The organism is Kitasatospora cinereorecta (assembly GCF_024172095.1).
Lineage (GTDB): Bacteria > Actinomycetota > Actinomycetes > Streptomycetales > Streptomycetaceae > Kitasatospora > Kitasatospora cinereorecta.
In genome coordinates, this window is record NZ_JAMZDX010000008.1 from 354,565 (window position 1) to 372,559 (window position 17,995).

Genomic DNA, 17,995 nt, shown 5'->3' on the forward strand with positions numbered 1-17,995 from the left:
AGGTTGTCCCGCGTCAAGCAGTTGGCAGGTTTTCGGGTTCGGGAAAGTTGGGGACGAGCGGGTCTGCGGCGCCGGTGTGGACGTCGTGGGGCCGGTTCCAGGCCAGGGCCTCGTGTGGGCGGACGGTGTTGTAGTCGCGCCGGTAGTCCTCGGCGTGCCGGACGAGGTCGAGGGCGTTGGGGATCTCCTCGAGGAACAGCTTCTCGTACTTGAGCGAGTCGAAGCCGCGCTCGCGTGAGCCGTTCTGGCCGGGTGTGCGGACCCGGGTGCGGACGTGCCGCAGCTCCGGTCGGGTGGCGATGAACGCCTCGAACCGGAACGAGCGGAACGGTCCGCCGTTGTCGGTGACGATGGTGACCAGCGGCTTCACGGTCCCGTCCGCGTCGCGCGGGGCGAGCTCGGCCAGTGGCTTTCCGGCCGCTTCCTTGATGGCGAGTTCGATCGCGGCGATGGCGTCGTGCTGGTTCGCGGTGGGCGACACGTGCCAGCCCAGCTCGTACTTCGACCAGTAGTCGCGGCAGCCTGCGAGCCGCCAGGTGCCGCCCGAGGCGGTCTCGAACTCGGAGAAGTCGAGCTGCCAGACCTGGTTCGGGCCGGTCGGCTCGGTCGCGAAGGCGGCCTTGCGGCGGGCGGCGAGCTGTCTGCGTTCGCGTTGGTAGTTCGCTTCCAGCAGCAGGCCCTCGTCGCGCAGCAGCCGCAGCACGGTCGCCTGGGAGACGCGGTGGCCGTCGTGGCGGCACATCGCCCAGACCTTGCGGTGGCCCCAGGCCGGGTGCGCGAGCGCGTGCCGGCGGGCGGTCTCCCGGACGCTCTCCAGGTCCGCTCGGGCACGCCGATAAGCCGGCAGAACCTCGCGGTCGGCATGCCCGCCTCGGTGCGGATCACCTCGAGGTCCTCGAAGGGCCCAGCCGGCCCTCCGCGGACTTCTTCCACACCCGTAGCTCGACTGCCGCCTCACCCAGCGCCTGGGTCAAGTCGGCGACCTGGGCTTCGAGCTGCTGTTCCCGGGCGCTGGGGCCGGACTTGCCCGCGAGGCCGGCCCGGCCGGACTCCAGGAACTGGCGCTTCCAGGTCCCGATCGACTGCTCGGACACCTTCGCCCGCCGCGCGGCCTCAGCGTCGGTCATCTCACCGGCCAGGATCGACAGCACGATCCGGACCTTCTCCTCCAGCGGCAGCGCCGGTGGCCTCACCACGATCGATCAGACTCCTTCAAGCAGCAGGACCCGCAAGAAACGAGCCCTGCCACAAAGTCTGACGCGCGACAGGGCCAGACGCGTATGCCAAGCGGCAAGAGGCCAAGCGCGCCCAGGAGCAGGCCGACCAGGAAGCCGCCAAACGCCGCTGCCAGCAGCGCGAGCTGCTCGCCACCGCCTGGCCCGGCTGCCGCCGCCCCGCCGACACGTACAAGATCCCCCGCTACGCCGCGGACGGTGAAAAGCTGTGCCACTTCTGCCAGCAGAAGGAAAAACAAGGCCGCCGAAGCCGAAGCAGTCCGGGAGATCACGACAGCCGCCCAGACCCACCTCGAACGCACCCAAGCCGTTCAGCCCCGCACACTGCTCCGCTCCGTATTCGCGCCCAGAGACGGACAGAAGAAGACGAAGAACGCCGATAAGAAGTGACCCAGACTGCCTGTCCGGGAGATCTCCAGCTCCTGCGGATCCTCAGGGCAAATCGCCGGCTCGTCGCAATCCGGGGCGCCGACCACGTGGCGCGGGTTACTCAGATTGAACTCGTGATGTCGGGCGGCTGAGCCCGATCCACCGCTCTGGGGTCAGCAGCAGCGATCCGGCCCATCAGCCACCATTCCTACAGCGACCAAGACCTCGGCATCGGCCAGGAAGGCCAAGGCGGCACCCATGTCTCCGCCGTGAAGCAGCTCGGAGGCAGCCATACCGATCCAGGTCACAGCGCTGTCGCCCTTCATGTGGCCCGGGTCGAGCCCGTGCATTGCGCAAAGCCGTTCGTGTGTCGCAGAAAGGTAGGACGCCCAGTCGTCGTAGTCGGCGCGGTCCAGCCCGCTCAACTGTCCGAGCCAGGAGCCGGCATGGGCCCGAAGGACGACCTCGGGTTCACGGAAGTCGTGCATCCATCCGCACCGCTGCCCAACAGTTCCACCCGACCGCTCGACCGTCTGGAAACCCTGGAGCCAGGTGCTGGCCGCCTCGCGGTGGCGCCCACACACGGTGATCGTCGCTGCCGGCCCCGAACCCGCGGTGACGTCCTCGACGGACTGGAACCCGTCGACGACAGCCACGGGAATCTCATCGCAGCGATGGATGGCACGCAGAACAGCATTCACTCGCAACCCCTGACCGAACCAGTGATCGCGCCAGGCTAAAGCACGAGCTCTCGGTCGCAACAGGCGCTTCAGCCCGGTAGCTGTGGGGTGAGGACAGGCCGGTCGCGGCCAGGCAGCCGTCGATGAGCTGAGATCGGTACTGGATCTTCCGTAAGCCGCGCCTGACTGTCCGCACGAGGTGGTCGGGATTGGCGAAGGCGACGTTGGCGAGGAAGCCGCGTCGCAGCAGGGACCAGATACCCTCGACCGGGTTGAGGTCGGGGGCGTACGGGGGTAGCTGGTAGACGGTGAGCCAGTCCTGGGCGGCGATGAATTCCTTCATTCCGGCGGCCAGGTGGGTGTTCAGGTTGTCCCAGAACAGAACGATCGGCCCGCCGAGCTGGTTGTGCGCCGCGACGATGAGGTCGCGGTAGTCGGTCCAGGCGAAGCTCTTGCGGCCCTTGCTCCGGCCCTGTCCGTCGTCCAGCCTGGGCCGGTAGATCAGCCGAGACCGTTCACCGGGCTTGTAGCAGGTCAGGGCGGCGATCGAGACCCGTCGGCGGGAGCGGCCGCGCACCCGGACGACGGGCGTTCGGCCACGGCGTCCCCAGGTGCGGGCCCGCGCCGGCGTCATCGAGACCCCGGCCTCGTCCTCGAACACCAGCCAGGCCCCGAGCGCCGCCACTAGGCTTTTACCTGCGGCCACACCTGCTTCTTCCACACCTCGACCGCCCCGTCGTCGCGCTCGATCGCCCGGCGGACCGGCTGCTGACACGACCAGCCGTTGCGCCGCAACAGCTTCCACACGCCCTGGACGGTGTAGGAAACGTGGAACCGCCGGCCGATCAGCGTCTTGATCCGCGCCAGCGTCCACCGCTGGTCCTCCCAGCCGTGAGCGAGCGGCCCTTTCTCCAACTCCCTCTCCAACTGGGCGAACTGCCGCTCACCGAGCCGGGGCACGGACTGCGGCCCCTTCGACTCCAAGCCGGCCGAACCGCCCTGCCGCAAGGCCTGACGCCACCGCTCTACCGACCGAACGGTGACCCGCAGGTCAGCCGCGATCACCCTGTTGCCGTCCCCCCGTTCGAACCGCTCGGCGGCCGCCAGCCGCACCCGCTCCCGACGCTGTTGCTCCTGGGCGGTGAACCCGCCCCCCTGCGCGTATCGCACCACCATGTCGTACCGCAGGGATCAAGGCCCGTCAGCACCTACGACAACGCGAGTTCAACCTGAGTAGGTGGTTGTTCGGCCTTTGGCCTCGTGCCGCGATCCCGCCCAAACGGGGTCCCGGGTCTGTTGCCAGACCCGGGACCCCGGAGCACTGCCTCAGAGCGCGATCAGGAGATCGTCCACTGCTGGAGCGGGGAGTTGGTGTTCGGTTCCTCGGTCACCAGGGAGCCGTTCTTGGCGTACGCCGTGGTGAGCAGCAGTCCCGAGGAGCTGTTGGCGATGGTGTAGGCGCCTGAGGGCAGCTGGGCGACCGTCCAGTGCCTGATCGTCGCACCGGTGCAGGGGTACTGGAGCGCCGCGGTACCTGGGACGGGGGCCTTCCAGCCGTTGTCGTCCAGGCACAGCTTCGAGGAGCCGTTGGCGATGGTGTACGACCCGTCCGGCTGCTGGGTGAACACCCACTTCTGGTTGCTGCCACCGTTCTTGGCCCAGGTGATCAGCTGCTCCCCGTGGACCGTGGAGGAGTGCGGGTCGTCCAGGGCGAACCCGCCGGAGACCGTCAGCACGTGCGTGCCGTTCAGGTTGCCGCCGCCGTGGTTGACGATCGGGTGCGAGATCGCGCAGAAGTCGGTGTCGTTGGACCAGGAGGCCTGCTCGGCGTAGCTGCCGAACGGGCCGAAGTTCACGTTCTGCGCACCGCCGGCCCGGCCGGCCGCGATCCAGGCGCACTCGTCCGAGTTCTCGTAGTCCTTGGTCCCGCCGTGGGTGCCCGGGTTGACCCACCCGGTGCTCGGGTAGGGGTCGGACAGCGTCTCGTGCCACTCGTGGCCGAGCGTCATCGTGTACCCGTCGAGCGCGCCCGCCGCACCGGCGTTGACCCAGTTCTTGCCACAATCGTCCACGTCGACGTTGTAGGGCTGGTTGCTGAACGCGATGTCGTTGCCGTAGGCGGACGGCGCCGCTCCGCCGGGCAGGTTGACCGCGTCGTTGTTCCAGTCGTGCCACGCGCAATACCCGGTCTTCGGGTCCTTGTAGCCGTCCGGGTTGGTGCCGTGCGGCGACATGATCACGTAGTACGCGTTGCGGTTGGCCGCCGCGGTGGTGTTTCCGAAGTGCCCGGCAGCCTTGTTCGCCTCCAGGGCCAGGCCGTGGCCGTTGACGTTCTCCGGCTCGGGCCCGGCGTTGTCGTACCACACACCGGCCAGCACACCACCGGCCTGATAGGGGACGAACTGCGAGGCCGGCAGGTTCGCCGGGCACGCGAGCGCACCCTTCGCCACCCCCTTGCCATCGCACCACTGCGTCAGGTCCGCCGACCAGGTCTCACCATTGGTGCCGATGCCCTTGAACATCTGCTGCGCCGCACTGGCCACACCGGCCGGGTCCCCGGAGAACTTGGCGTTGCCGTTGGCGTCGGTGCTCCGCTTGCCCCACTGGTTTCCGTAGAAGACCAGGTACACCTTGGTCTTCGCCCCGCTCATGACGCCCGCGCCACCGATACCGCCGTTGTAGGCGAGCGTCTTTGCGTCAACGTCAGGTGCGGCAGCCCGGGCGGCGGCGTGCGCCGTACGAGCCTGGGCGGCCTGCCCGACCGTCGCCATGACGCCCGCCCGGTGGACGGGTGCGGCAGTGCTGTCCGCCGCCTGGGCGGCACCACCGGCGGCGGTCGCGGACGTGGCCACGCTCATCAGGAGCGCGGTGGCCATGCCGAGCATGGCCGCGCCACGTATCGTCGTTTGCTTCACTGAGTGATTCCCCTCTGAACCGTTGTGCGGTCCATCCCAGAGATTGATCAGCACGATTGTGCTGCGGCGAAATTAGAAGTCGTGGCAGGTGCCCGTCAAGGAGAAAACCTGGAAATCCATGCAGTGAGAACGTCGAAACATGCCGGAAACATAAACCGGGATCGGGGGCGTGTGAAATTAATTCGGAGGACGCGCGAAATTAATTCGGATGAGGCGCGGCGCCAACCAGAACGAGAACGCCGGACCAGCCATCGGAGCGATTGCGGCGAACCTCATCCACCGGCCTTCCCACGTGGTCCCGTGTGTGGGTTCGGGAATGGGTGAGGGGAGACACGTCTTCGTGAAAGTCGTAAGCCGGCCTGATGGCCGCTCAGTCGGCTGCCGGCGCTCGCTGCGCGGGCACCAGGAGGAGGGCCTGGAGGCCATCGTGCGGGGCTTGACGCCGCGGCCGGGGCACTCCGCCCCGAACGGGCTGCGGGTGACGGTGCAGATGGCCGTCAGCTCCGGAAGGTCGTACGTGGCGGCGGTGGCCGGCCATCAGCTGGTGCCCCGCGGTGTGGTGCTGGTCGTGGTGCCGGCGCTGGATCTGCTGGTGCAGATGATCGGCTCGTGGCGGGCCGCCGGCCGCGGGGCGGGCCCGTTTGGCACCCGCGGGCGCGTCGTGAACCGTCCGCTCCAGGGCCGGACGGGAGGAATTGAAGGCGGGAAGTCAATGGTGGTGCGCGTCGGGGGAGCGGCAGTGATGTGGCGTCAGTGTTCTGGCAGTGGTTGAGATCCTGTTTCTGCTGGTCGGCTGCTCGGTATCGGCTGTTGTGGTTTGTCGTTTGGGTGCTGTCATTGTTGTCGTTTGTGCTGGTCGTGGTGGCTGTCGCCCGGTATGGATGGCCGGGGTCCCGGTGCGTTCCTGATAAGGGGCTCGGCCGGGTTAGTGGAGGGGATTTTATCTCGGGTTGGTGTCCGCATGGGGCGTGTGGCGGGATTCCCGCACGGCGGGTTTCTGGCACAGCCAGCCGGGGTCGGACCGGTGGAATGTTGGCAGGAAATTCGTGGGCCCGCACCCTTTACGAAAGGCGGGATTTCTGGCGGGTGATGGCCGGAAGCGGCACCCCGATTCTGGCGGGATCCCCTTACACCTAGCCTCGATCTTGCATGACGGCTCGTCAGCTCGACTGGCGGGCCGTTTCGGCTTGTCCGGGCTGGGTTTCCGGCTCAAGAGACGCCGAGGGTTCGACTGTCGCGTCGAGTGGGCGCCGGGTTCCACAGCTCCGGAAGTGGTCCCGATGTTCGCCGGGATGGGGTGATTTCGCTGGTCAGCCTGGGTCCGGCAGGGCGTGCAGGAGCGCGAACGCGCTGGTGATCACTTCGGTCCAGGGCCAGTGGCGCGCGAGTCGGAGGTAGCGGCGGCGGCCGGTGGTGACCAGTTGGGCGGCGGCGGAGAACAGCCGCAGCCGCATACGCTTGGGTTCCCACCGTCGGGCCTGGCCGGTCAGGGCGAGCATGGGCATCCAGGCGAGCAGGTCGAGCGCGAGCTGGATGATCTCCAGCCAGATCTGGTTCTGGGCGGTCTGGTGGAGGGGCAGGTTACGCAGGCCGGTGTCGCGGGCGGCGCGGATGCGGTCCTCGGCGCGGGCGCGCTGGCGGTGCCGCAGCTCCAGGTGCGCGATGGGGGTGCCGGTGGTGTTGGTGGCGAAGCAGGTCAGGCGCATGCCGTCGGCGTCGGTGAAGCGCAACTGTGCGCCAGGGTGCGGCCGTTCCTTGCGGACGATGAGCCGCATCCCCTTCGGCCAGCCTTTGAGGACATCGCCGGCGAGTTCGGCGACCCAGGCGCCGTCGCGGACATCGCCGCCGGGTTCGACGGCTGGGGTCCAGCCGAGGCCGGGACTAGGAGCACGGCCTGGTGGATGGCGTCGGTGATGGTCATCCCGACCGAGTAGGACAGCCACCGGCCGCGGGCGGTGAGCCAGTCGAGGAACGTGTGGGTGCCGCCGGCGGAGTCGGTGCGGATCAGGGTACGGCGTCCGCGCCGGTACTTCTTCGGCAGCTGGGCCAGCGCCGTGTGGGCCGCTTCGATGTGGTCGGCGGCGATGTTGCTGCCTGCGTTGCCCGGCCTCAGCAGCCCGGCGACCGGTTCGCCGGACCCGCCCGGGCCGTGGTCGACGAACGCGAACAGCAGGTGATGGCCGAACGTCTTCTTCCAGGTCTTGGCGGCGTCCTGCTTCTCGGAGTGCGCGAGGACCAGCACTCCGTCGATGTCCACGGTCACCTCGCCGCCCGCGTCCGGGGCCGTCTCGCCGGCCAACCGCCAGGTCCGCTCGCGGACGTCGGCCCGTGCCCGACGGATCGCCGCGAGGGCGCGGGGCCCGGCCGCGGCGAGGGTGTCGACCAGGCGGGAGACGGTCGGGTCGGAGGCCACCGGACCGAACACGGCCGGCTCGGCCCGCAGCATCGCCACATCGGCCAGGCAGTCCCCGGCCAGCACCTGCGCGGCGGCCCGCAGCTCCGCCAGCCACGTCCCGATTGCGGCCGGGGACTGGACAGCCAGCCGGGCACTGAAGCGTTGCCAGGCCGAGGCGAGGGCAAGGGCGTCGGTATCGGTCACACCAGGACCGTAGGGCCGTGCACTGACGGTCGGCCGCCAGGTCGGCTGCAGGACGCTCCGCGTCGCTCGATACTCCCGCCGGCTCGGCCCCGGGCCGGGACACCCACCGGCCGGCCGGACGGACGCGGCCAGGGCGGCCGCCGGCGTGCGGGGGAGGCGGACCCGGCCTTTGACCGCGCCCGGTGGCGCTCCACCGCGTACCTGGACGAGGAGGGGTGAGGAGGACGAGGAGTTCGGCCTGGCCCGGGGCAACCCGGAGGCGATGGTCCGCCTCGTCGCGAAGCGGCCCCACCGTCCCGGGCCTTGACCACCGCGCCCAGCTCACCGACCTGCGCGAGTCCCTCGCGGGCGTGGTCGACGTGCGCCCCACCGACTGCCTGGGCGCCTGCGAGCAGGCCAACGTCATCGTCGTCCAGCCCTCCGCCGAGGGCCGCAGGGCCGGTGGCCGACCCGTCTGGCTCGGCCTGGTCAACGACCCCGATGCCGCCCGCGACATCACCGTCTGGGTCGAGGCGGGCGAGCCCGGCCTCGCCGACCCGCCCGACAGCCTTGACCTGTACGCGTTCAGCCCTTCCCGCCGCGTCCGCCAGCAGATCGGCGGCTGAAGCGGTCCGGCCCGAGGGAGGTCGGGCGCGGCTCGCCAGGTAGGTGCTCCAGTCGCGGCCGATGCGGCGGGTCCACTGGCCGGGGAAGAGCCAGGGCGTGCCGGGCCGTGCCGAGGTGCGGGCGACGGCCGAGGCGGTGACGGCGTGTTCGGCCTGCTGGGCGAGCAGGTGGAACGCCGCCGGACGGAGGGCGGCCGGGTGCTCGCCGAGCCGGATCGTGGGCCTGCTTCCGCTGGTGAGGTGGCGGGTGGTCAGTTCGGTGATGCGTGGGTCGCTGATGCCGTGGAGCAGGGTCGGGCAGCCGGCCGCGCGGACGTCGAGCGGGAGACTGTCGTCGTTGAGGCAGCGGTCCAGAAGGTTCCACCGCTGTTCGGGCGTGGACCATTCCCGGGGCTCGGCTGCGGGCCGGGGCCCGGGACGTCGAGGTGGGTGGTGAGGCCGCGCGGGGTGGTCCACTGGAGGAAGCTGCGGACGGAGCGCCGGGACGGACCGCCGCGCCCAACCGGTCCTCGACGTGGCGCTGGGTGACGGCGTCGAGGGTGAGGCCGGTCTCGGCCGTCCAGGTGAGGAAGGCGATCACGGACAGCAGGTGGCCGCGGAGACGGGCCAGGCTTCCTTGAGTGAACCGCGTGCGCTCGGCGTGGCGCCGCGCGCCTCGGACGACGCCTCAACGCTGCCGAGCCGGCCGGCCGGCCGGTGGGTGTCCCCATCGACGCCCCCGCCAGCACCACCGCCGGCGCCGCCAACACGGTGACCACCACCTACACCAACCATGGCACCACCACGCTCAAGGACCTCCAGCTCACCCTGGCGGCGCCCAAGGGCTGGAAGGCCGTCGCGACCTCGCACGACAAGTTCGCCAGCGTCAAGCCCGGCCAGACCGTCACCGCCACCTGGACCGTCACCCCGCCGGCCGACGCCACCCTCGGCGCCTACTCCCTGCCCGTCCAGGCCACCTACCCGGGCGTGCAGTTGTCCTCCGAAGCCATCGCCCAGCTCACCCTGGCCGCCCCCGCCCCGACGACGACCGCCACGGAGCCGAACGTGTTCCTGGACCGGGGGCCGAGCGGCCCGACCGAGTGACCCCGTCCAGGAGGCGCGACAACCACATCTGCTGCCGAACGGTCGGCGGGCCGCAACCGGGAACCTCCGTTCCCGGTTGCGGCCCGCCGACCGTTCGGCAGTGCGAACACCCGTGACTCGCCCCGGGGTGACGGGGCGATGATCCATCAGGTACCTAAGGGGTCAGTGTCCCCGCTGCGCCCCCGACTACGGGTACGTATTCCGACCGGCCCTGATTGCCCCGGTGAGGTCCACTACGACACCTTCGGAGCCGTCGTGCACCGACGGCCCCACTCGACCAGGCCCTCGGCGCGGCCCACCCCCACGCTTCACCTGCTCCACCTGCAGAAACCCCCCAACACCGGTCCTCCAGGACCTCGCCAAGACCGGATGCCCGTCGGCGGGCGTTCCCCCGCTCCCGCCGCCTTTCCACGACGACCCCACTGGAAGACATCCACCATGCGACGCCCCACCATCCCGCTCCCCTCCTCCCGCGCACTCGCCCGGGCGGCCGTACTCCCCGCCACCGCACTGCTCCTCGCGACGTCCCAGGTCGCGGTCCCGGTCGCGCACGCGGCGACCGACTCCCCGCTCGTCAGCGGCAACCTGCTCAAGGACGCCGGGGTCGAGAACGCGGACCACTGCACCAACAACGGCACCGACACCATGGACATCAACGGCTGGACGATCACCTCCGGTGCGCCCAACGTGGTCTGCTACGGCGCCAACGACTACCCCGACACCTCGTCACCGGGCTCTCCGGACCGCGGCAACCAGTTCTTCGCCGGCGGCGGCGCCGGGGACTCCGGCCTGTCCCAGGCCGTCGACGTGTCGGCGGCCCACACCGCCATCGACCGGGGCGACGTGCCGTTCAGCCTCTCCGGCTGGCTCGGCGGGTACTGGAACCAGAACGACCGCGTGGGCATGACCGCCACTTTCCTGGACTCCAACGGCGACCAGATCGACTCCTCCGGCATCGAGCCCGTCACCAACGACGACCGCGGCAACACGGGCGGGATGCTCTACCGCGAAGCGACCGGAGACGTTCCCGCCGGCACCCGGACGATCCGCGTCGACCTGAACTTCATCTGGACCGACGGGAAGACCACCGACGGCTACGCCGACGACCTCTACCTCGCGATCGGCGCGAAGCTGCCGGCCCCGAAGCCGCCGGTCACCAGCGCGAACCTGCTGCAGGACCCCGGGGCCGAGGACGTCGCGCAGTGCTCGAAATACGGCAAGGACGGCATGACTGTCCCCGGCTGGACGATCACCTCCGGTGAGCCGAACGCGGTCTGCTACGGCGCGCCCGACTACCCCGACGCCTCGTCACCGGGCTCGCCGAACCGCGGCGACCAGTTCTTCGCCGGCGGCGGCACCGGAGACTCCGGCCAGTCCCAGACCGTCGACGTGTCGGCGGCCCACACCGCCATCGACCAGGGCGGCGTGCCGTTCAACCTCTCCGGCTGGCTCGGCGGCTACTGGAACCAGAACGACCGCGTCGGCATCACCGCCACCTTCCTGGACTCCAGCGGCGAGCCGATCGGCTCCTCCGACATCGCCCCCGTCACCAACGGCGACCGCGGCAACAAGGGCGGCATGCTCCACCGCTCCGCCACCGGAACCGTTCCCACCGGCACCCGGAAGATCCGCGTGGACCTGGCCTTCACCTGGACCTCCGGCAACACCACCGACGGCTTCGCGGACGACCTCTCCCTCACGATCGGCGCCAACCTGCCAGCACCGAAGCTGACCGCCCCTGCCTCCAAGGTGCCCGGCTTCGACCACGTCTTCGTGGTCTACCTGGAGAACCAGGACTTCGGCGACATCATCGGCAACAGCGACAAGGCCCCCTACATCAACAGCCTGCTGGACTCCGGCACCTCGCTGACCCAGTCGTACGCAACGACCCACCCCTCGGACCCGAACTACGTCGCGCTGGCGGGCGGCGGCCTCTACGGCCTGTACGACAACAGCAGCATCCGCATCGACGCCCCGCACATCGGCAACACCGTCGACGCCGCCGGCAAGACGTGGAAGGCGTACACGGAGTCCGCCAACGGCAACTGCGACACGAGCTCGCACGGCGACTACTGGGCCGACCAGCTGCCGTTCAACTCCTTCGCCAACATGCGCGACGACACCTCGCCGGACAGCTACTGCGCCCAGCACGAGCAGCCGCTGACCCGGATGTACTCCGACCTGAAGTCAACCTCCACCACACCGAACTTCGCCTGGTTCGAGCCGAACGAGTGCCACGACATGGAGGGCTGCGGCACCCGCGCCGGCGACGACTGGCTCAAGAACACCCTGCCCGCCATCTTCAACTCGCCCGCCTGGACCCAGCAGAAGTCCCTGCTGATCCTCACCTTCGACGAGGGCCGGAGCAAGTCCTTCGGCCCCAGCTACCCCAACAAGGTGCCCACCATCCTGCTCGGCTCCAAGGGCACCGTGAAGGCCGGCTACGAGAGCTCGGACCGCACCGACCAGTACGGCCTGCTGCGCACCATCGACCGCGCGCTCGGCCTCCAGCCGCTGACCAACAACGACGCCTACGCGGCCACGGTCAACGACGCCTGGACGCACCCGGCCAAGAACTCCCCGACCAACCCGGTCCCACTCACCGGACCCTCCGCCCGAAACCAGGACTGACGACCGGTGACCCCCGCGGCCCCGGAGCCCGGCTCCGGGGGCCGAACCGCACCCTCCTGCACCAGCTCCACCGGCTCCGCCCGCTCGCCCTGAGGAATCTGTCCTTCGGGTGTCTTCGGGGGCCCTTCCTCAGCTGTCCGGGCATCGTGGGAATCGGTCTTCGGAACGTCCTCGAAGTAGCCGATCGAGGCCGGTGAGTAATTCGGGCCGAGGGTCGGGCCCGGCCCAGTCACAATGGCGACCCCTCCGTACGCAGAAAGCAGCGAACGGTGCGACCGGATCGCGGCCGCCCGATGGCACTGAACAATTCCTCCGTGGCGTGGCGATGAGCCACGACCAGCGTCGGGGCGGCGCCGTCGGGATCTTTTACCTGCCTGGAATCCTCGGACCGGGCCGGCGTTCTCGCTCTGCTCGGCGCCGCACGCCCTCCAGGTGAATCGCATGCGCTCCGATCCGGGCTCAGGCTTCCGGCGCGTTTCAAAATTTCCGCCGCGTGACGTTATCGGATCGCTCCTTGACAAGCGACTTCCACGAATCTTAATTTCGCCTCAGCACATTCGTGCTCATCAACCTCTGAAGTGGACCGTACAACGGTTCGGAGGGGAATCGCGCAGTGAAAAGAACGACGATACGCGGCGCGGCCGTGCTCGGCACGGCCATCGCGCTCCTCGTGAGCGCGGCCGCGTCAGCGACCGCCACCGGCGGTGCCGCCCGATCGGCGGACGCCCCGGCTGCACCCGCCCACCGTGCGGGCGTCATGGCGACGGTCGATCAGGCGGCCCGGGCGCGTACGGTGCACGCCGCCGCCCGAGCTGCGGCGGCTGCCCGGCCAGCGGCACCCGTCGTTGGCGACAACACGCTCGCCTACGGCGGCGGCCTCGCTGGCGCGGGCGTCATGAGCGGGGCGAAGACCAAGGTGTACCTGGTCTTCTACGGAAACCAGTGGGGCAAGCGGAGCACCGACGCCAACGGCAACGCCAAGTTCTCCGGCGACCCGGCCGGCGCGGCCGGCGCGGCGCAGCAGATGTTCAAGGGCATCGGCACCAACGGCGAACTCTGGTCCGCGGACCTCACGCAGTGGTGCGACGGCCCGGGGATCGCGACGGGTGCGACCGCGTGTCCGGCGAACCTGCCGGCCTCGCAGTTCGTCCCCTACCAGGCCGGTGGCGTCCTGGCCGGCGTGTGGTACGACAACGCCGCACCCGAGCCGAAGAACGTCGACGGCCACGGCCTGGCCCTGGAGGCGAACAAGGCCGCCGGGCACTTCGGCAACAAGACCGCGGCGAGCAACCGCAACGCGTACTACGTGATCATGTCGCCGCACGGCACCAACCCGGACAGCTACCAGGGCCAGTACTGCGCATGGCACGACTGGAACAACGACGCGGCGAACCTGAACGGTGGGGCGGCGCCGTCCGCCTACGGGAACGACATCGTGTTCAGCAACCAGCCGTACAACCTCGACGTGGAAAGCTGTGGCGAGAACTTCGTCACCGACGGCGCGGCGGGCACCCTCGACGGGTACACGATGACGATCGGCCACGAGTGGCACGAGATGATGTCTGACCCCTACCCGTACGCCGGTTGGGCCAACCCGGGAACCCACGGCGGAACCAAGGGCCAGGAGAACTCGGACGAGTGCTCCTGGATCACCCCCGGCATGGTCGGTGGCGCGGAGCGGGTGAGCTTCGGTGCGTTCGGCAGCTACGCCGAGCAGGCCTCGTGGTCCAACGACACCAACTCCTGCGCGATCTCGCACCCGATCGTCCACCACGGCGGCGGCAACCTGAACGGAACCCACCAGCTGACGGTCGCCGGCGGCTTCGCCCTCGACGACCCGAACTCCTCCACCGTCCCCGGAGAGCGGCCGATCACCTGGATCAAGGACGGCGGCACCAACCAGAACTGGGTCCTCACCCAGCAGCCGGACAAGTCCTACACCATCGCCAACGCCGCCTCCAAGCTGTGCCTGGACGACGGCGGATGGCAGGTCCCCGTCCCGGGTGCCGCGGTCACCCAGGAAGTCTGCACCGGCGCGGCCAACCAGCACTGGCAGATCGCACCACTTCCCTCGGGCGACTACACCATCACCAGCACCAACTCGGGACTGCTCCTCACCACGGACTTCTCCGACAACAACTCCCTGGTCAGCCAGGACCCGAACACCGGCACCCCGCGCCAGCAGTGGACGATCTCCTGATCGCCACCACCAGGCAGCACCCTCGGGCCCCGGGTCCGGGCAACAGACCCAGGACCCGTCCACCCAACCCCGCCCCACTGACCGCCACCTCCACCGGAACGTCCACACCCATCCAGGACTGACGACCGGTCACCTGCACGGACCCCGGAGCCCGGCTCCGGGGTCCGCACCGCACCCTCCTGCACCAGCTCCACCCGCTCCGCGGTGAGGAATCCGTCTTCGGGATTCTTCGGAGCCCTTCCTCAGCTGTCCGGGCATCGTGCGCAGCGGCCTTCGGAACGTCAACGAAGTAGCCGACCGGGGCCGGTCGAGAATCCGCCGCCCGGCGGATTATTCGTCCAGAGAAACAGCTCGCCGAACATTGGCAACCCTTCGTCGCACCACAAGCGGCGACCAGCGTCGGAGCGGTTCCACTGGGGTCTTTCCCCTGCCGGGAATCCCCGGACCGGGCCGGCATTCTCGCTCTGCTCGGCGCCGCACGCCCTCCGGGTGAATCGCATGCGCTCCGATCCAGGCTCAGGCTTCCGGCGCGTTTCGAAAAGCTCACCCTTTGACATTCTCGGCCCGCCCCTTGACGAGCGGGTTCCGTGAATTCTAATTTCGCCTCAGCACATTCGTGCTCATCAACCTCTGAAGTGGACCGTACAACGGTTCGGAGGGGAATCGCGCAGTGAAAAGAACGACGATACGCGGCGCGGCCGTGCTCGGCACGGCCATCGCGCTCCTCGTGAGCGCGGCCGCGTCAGCGACCGCCACCGGGGGTGCCGCCCGATCGGCGGACGCCCCGGCCGCACCCGCCCACCGAGCGGGCGTCATGGTGACAGTCGATCAGGCGGCCCATGCGGCCCGGGCGCGTACGGTGCACGCCGCCGCCGCCCGAGCTGCGGCGCCCGCCGCTGAAGACAACACGCTCTCGTACCACGGCGGCATCGGTGGCGCGGGCGTCATGAGCGGCGCCAAGACCAAGGTGTACCTGGTCTTCTACGGAAACCAGTGGGGCAAGCGGAGCACCGACGCCAACGGCAACGCCAAGTTCTCCGGCGACCCGGCCGGCGCGGCCGGCGCGGCGCAGCAGATGTTCAAGGGCATCGGCACCAACGGCGAACTCTGGTCCGCGGACCTCACGCAGTGGTGCGACGGCCCGGGGATCGCGACGGGTGCGACCGCGTGTCCGGCGAACCTGCCGGCCTCGCAGTTCGTCCCCTACCAGGCCGGTGGCGTCCTGGCCGGCGTGTGGTACGACAACGCCGCACCCGAGCCGAAGAACGTCGACGGCCACGGCCTGGCCCTGGAGGCGAACAAGGCCGCCGGGCACTTCGGCAACAAGACCGCGGCGAGCAACCGCAACGCGTACTACGTGATCATGTCGCCGCACGGCACCAACCCGGACGACTACCAGACCCGGTACTGCGCATGGCACGACTGGAACAACGACGCCGAGCGCCTGAGCGGCGGACCGGCCCCGTCCGCCTACGGCAACGACATCGCGTTCAGCAACCAGCCGTACAACATCGACATGGGTGCCGGTTGTGGCGCGAACTTCGTCAACGCCGGTGCGGCGGGCACACTCGACGGATACACCACATCGCTCGGCCACGAGTGGCACGAGATGATGTCCGACACCTACCCGACCACCGGGTGGGCCTACCCCATTGGGCAGGACGAGAACTCGGACGAGTGCGCCTGGATCAAGCCCGGCCAGCCCGGCGGCTTGGCGAACGTGAGCTTCGGTGCGTTCGGTACCTACGCCGAGCAGGCCTCGTGGTCCAACGACACCAACTCCTGCGCGATCTCGCACCCGATCGTCCACCACGGCGGCGGCAACCTGAACGGAACCCACCAGCTGACGGTCGCCGGCGGCTTCGCCCTCGACGACCCGAACTCCTCCACCGTCCCCGGAGAGCGGCCGATCACCTGGATCAAGGACGGCGGCACCAACCAGAACTGGGTCCTCACCCAGCAGCCGGACAAGTCCTACACCATCGCCAACGCCGCCTCCAAGCTGTGCCTGGACGACGGCGGATGGCAGGTCCCCGTCCCGGGTGCCGCGGTCACCCAGGAAGTCTGCACCGGCGCGGCCAACCAGCACTGGCAGATCGCACCACTGCCCTCGGGCGCCTACACCATCACCAGCACCAACTCGGGACTGCTCCTCACCACGGACTTCTCCGACAACAACTCCCTGGTCAGCCAGGACCCGAACAGCGGCACCCCGCGCCAGCAGTGGACGATCTTCTGATCGCACCATGAGGCAGCACCCTTGGGTCACGGGGCCGGGCAACAGGCCCTGGACCCGTCCACCCAACCCCGTCCCACTGACCGCCACCTCCACCGGAACGTCCACACCCATCCAGGACTGACGACCGGTCACCTGCACGGACCCCGGAGCCCGGCTCCGGGGTCCGTGTCGCGCTGTCTGACCCGACGGCGGTACCGCGACGGCGTCTCGTCGGTCTCCCGCCGGAACGCGGTGGCGAAGTGCTGGGACGACGAGTAGCCGAGGTCCATGGCGATCGCAGTGATCGTCAGGTCGGTCTCGGCGAGCAGCAGCCGGGCACGTTCGGTTCGCAGGCGGGTGCGGTACCGAGCGGGTGGCTCACCGATCTCGGCCCGGAACAGTTCGGCGAAGTGGGCGGGCGACAGGCGCACTTCGGCGGCCAGCTCATCGACCGTGCGGCCCTCGGCGAGCCGGTGCTCGATGCGCCGCTTGGCCGTCGCGACGGCCGGGTGCATGGCGAGGTGGCGGCCCGGCGGCCGGCTCTGGGCCAGCCGGGACGCCTCGATGACCAGCAGCGCGGCGGTGCAGGCCAACCCGGCCGCGCGCTGCGGCTGAGAACGTGGTGCCGTACCTCGACCACCCGTCCGCGCTGATCCGGGCCCTCGCGCGAGAGGCGGCACGCCGCACCGGTACGGATCCCCTGGCGTACTACCGCGCGGGCATCCAGGCTGCCGAGCCGCGGGTCGGGGCAGTCGGAGGGCTCGCCGAGACCGGCAGCCGGGCCGACGGCCCACTGCTCACCGCCCTGCTGGACAACCCGGCTCCTCAGGTCCGCGTCCACGCGCTGCGCGCCCTGCGGAGCCTCGACGTGGTGCCCATGCCCCGGGTCACGGCGCTGCTGCGGGACGGCTCCACCACGGTGGTCAAGGAGGCCGCCGCCACGCTCGCCCCCAGTGCCACCCAACTGCCTGCCGACCTGCTGTGGGACATGCTCACCGACCCGCAGCGGCCGGCCGTCCGACGGGCCGGCTACCGGTTGTTGAGCCGGCACGACCGTCTCACCGCGCTCCGCGCCGCCCTCGTCGTGAGTGGCGACACCCACCCCCGACTCGCTGCCCAGGGCAAGAACGACGCCACCACCCAGATCCGCAACCTGGCCCCGCACCCCTGGCGCACCCGCCCGGTCCCGTCCCTCGACGCCAGCCCCGCACAGGCCGCCGAACTGCTCGCCCTGGCGGAGCAGCGGCGTACCGAGCTCACCGAGGACGTGGTCCGACTGCTGCGTGACGCGCTTCGTCCGGGGCCCGGCAACCGGTAGCCAAGTCGCAGGCAGGGGCACCTCGTGCGGCTCGCTCGTGTTCGGCGTGTGGGTTTCACCGGGTTCGGCGCAGGCGTTCACTCCCTGGCGCCATCGGCCGCTCTGTTACGGCCGGTCACAAGCCCTCCACAGGCGGGCCCTG

General features: G+C 69.8%; 12 protein-coding genes and 2 pseudogenes. 7 read left to right on the forward strand and 7 right to left on the reverse strand.

Features of this window, described 5'->3' with window-relative positions:
- Positions 1-13 precede the first annotated feature (13 nt).
- The 5 genes and pseudogenes from FHR36_RS36865 to FHR36_RS40165 form a co-directional block, all read right to left on the reverse strand.
- Positions 14-958, reverse strand: coding sequence for an integrase core domain-containing protein (locus FHR36_RS36865; RefSeq protein ID WP_253804543.1), 945 nt, complete (start codon positions 956-958; stop codon positions 14-16).
- On the reverse strand, positions 882-1,196 hold the full coding sequence (locus FHR36_RS36870; RefSeq protein ID WP_253804544.1) for a helix-turn-helix domain-containing protein: 315 nt from the start codon (positions 1,194-1,196) through the stop codon (positions 882-884). Before FHR36_RS36870 ends, FHR36_RS36865 begins: the two co-directional genes overlap by 77 nt.
- A gap of 581 nt (positions 1,197-1,777) precedes the next feature.
- Complete coding sequence (locus FHR36_RS36875) at positions 1,778-2,260, reverse strand: hypothetical protein (RefSeq protein ID WP_253804545.1); 483 nt, start codon at positions 2,258-2,260, stop codon at positions 1,778-1,780.
- A gap of 136 nt (positions 2,261-2,396) precedes the next feature.
- Positions 2,397-3,454: pseudogene (locus tag FHR36_RS40540) on the reverse strand (IS630 family transposase); the annotation flags it as partial.
- 167 nt (positions 3,455-3,621) lie between these two features.
- Positions 3,622-5,199: an RICIN domain-containing protein gene (locus tag FHR36_RS40165; protein ID WP_253804547.1), complete on the reverse strand. Its 1,578-nt coding sequence runs from the start codon at positions 5,197-5,199 to the stop codon at positions 3,622-3,624.
- A gap of 340 nt (positions 5,200-5,539) precedes the next feature.
- Here FHR36_RS40165 and FHR36_RS36895 point away from each other — a divergent pair, with 340 nt between their 5' ends.
- Positions 5,540-5,971 carry a hypothetical protein gene (locus FHR36_RS36895; RefSeq protein ID WP_253804548.1) on the forward strand — a complete coding sequence of 144 codons (432 nt, stop codon included), beginning with the start codon at positions 5,540-5,542 and terminating at the stop codon, positions 5,969-5,971.
- Positions 5,972-6,509: 538 nt separating this feature from the next.
- Here the strand turns inward: FHR36_RS36895 and FHR36_RS36900 are convergent.
- A pseudogene (locus FHR36_RS36900) lies at positions 6,510-7,798 on the reverse strand (IS1380 family transposase).
- Between the two features lie 215 nt (positions 7,799-8,013).
- Here FHR36_RS36900 and FHR36_RS36905 point away from each other — a divergent pair.
- From FHR36_RS36905 to FHR36_RS36925, 5 genes are all read left to right on the forward strand, one after another.
- Positions 8,014-8,403 carry a (2Fe-2S) ferredoxin domain-containing protein gene (locus FHR36_RS36905; protein ID WP_253804549.1) on the forward strand — a complete coding sequence of 130 codons (390 nt, stop codon included), beginning with the start codon at positions 8,014-8,016 and terminating at the stop codon, positions 8,401-8,403.
- Positions 8,404-9,099: 696 nt separating this feature from the next.
- Positions 9,100-9,486, forward strand: a complete 387-nt coding sequence (locus FHR36_RS36910) for an NEW3 domain-containing protein (protein WP_253804550.1) — start codon at positions 9,100-9,102, stop codon at positions 9,484-9,486.
- Positions 9,487-9,924: 438 nt separating this feature from the next.
- Complete coding sequence (locus FHR36_RS36915) at positions 9,925-12,117, forward strand: alkaline phosphatase family protein (protein ID WP_253804551.1); 2,193 nt, start codon at positions 9,925-9,927, stop codon at positions 12,115-12,117.
- A 757-nt stretch (positions 12,118-12,874) separates the two neighbouring features.
- A complete protein-coding gene (locus FHR36_RS36920) occupies positions 12,875-14,317 on the forward strand; it encodes an RICIN domain-containing protein (protein WP_253804552.1) in 1,443 nt (480 codons plus the stop codon).
- Positions 14,318-15,131: 814 nt separating this feature from the next.
- Positions 15,132-16,556: an RICIN domain-containing protein gene (locus FHR36_RS36925; RefSeq protein WP_253804553.1), complete on the forward strand. Its 1,425-nt coding sequence runs from the start codon at positions 15,132-15,134 to the stop codon at positions 16,554-16,556.
- A gap of 128 nt (positions 16,557-16,684) precedes the next feature.
- Here FHR36_RS36925 and FHR36_RS36930 read toward each other — a convergent pair whose 3' ends face one another.
- Positions 16,685-17,128, reverse strand: a complete 444-nt coding sequence (locus tag FHR36_RS36930) for a helix-turn-helix transcriptional regulator (RefSeq protein ID WP_253804554.1) — start codon at positions 17,126-17,128, stop codon at positions 16,685-16,687.
- A gap of 29 nt (positions 17,129-17,157) precedes the next feature.
- Here FHR36_RS36930 and FHR36_RS36935 point away from each other — a divergent pair, with 29 nt between their 5' ends.
- A complete protein-coding gene (locus tag FHR36_RS36935) occupies positions 17,158-17,853 on the forward strand; it encodes a HEAT repeat domain-containing protein (RefSeq protein WP_253804555.1) in 696 nt (231 codons plus the stop codon).
- Positions 17,854-17,995: the final 142 nt, after the last annotated feature.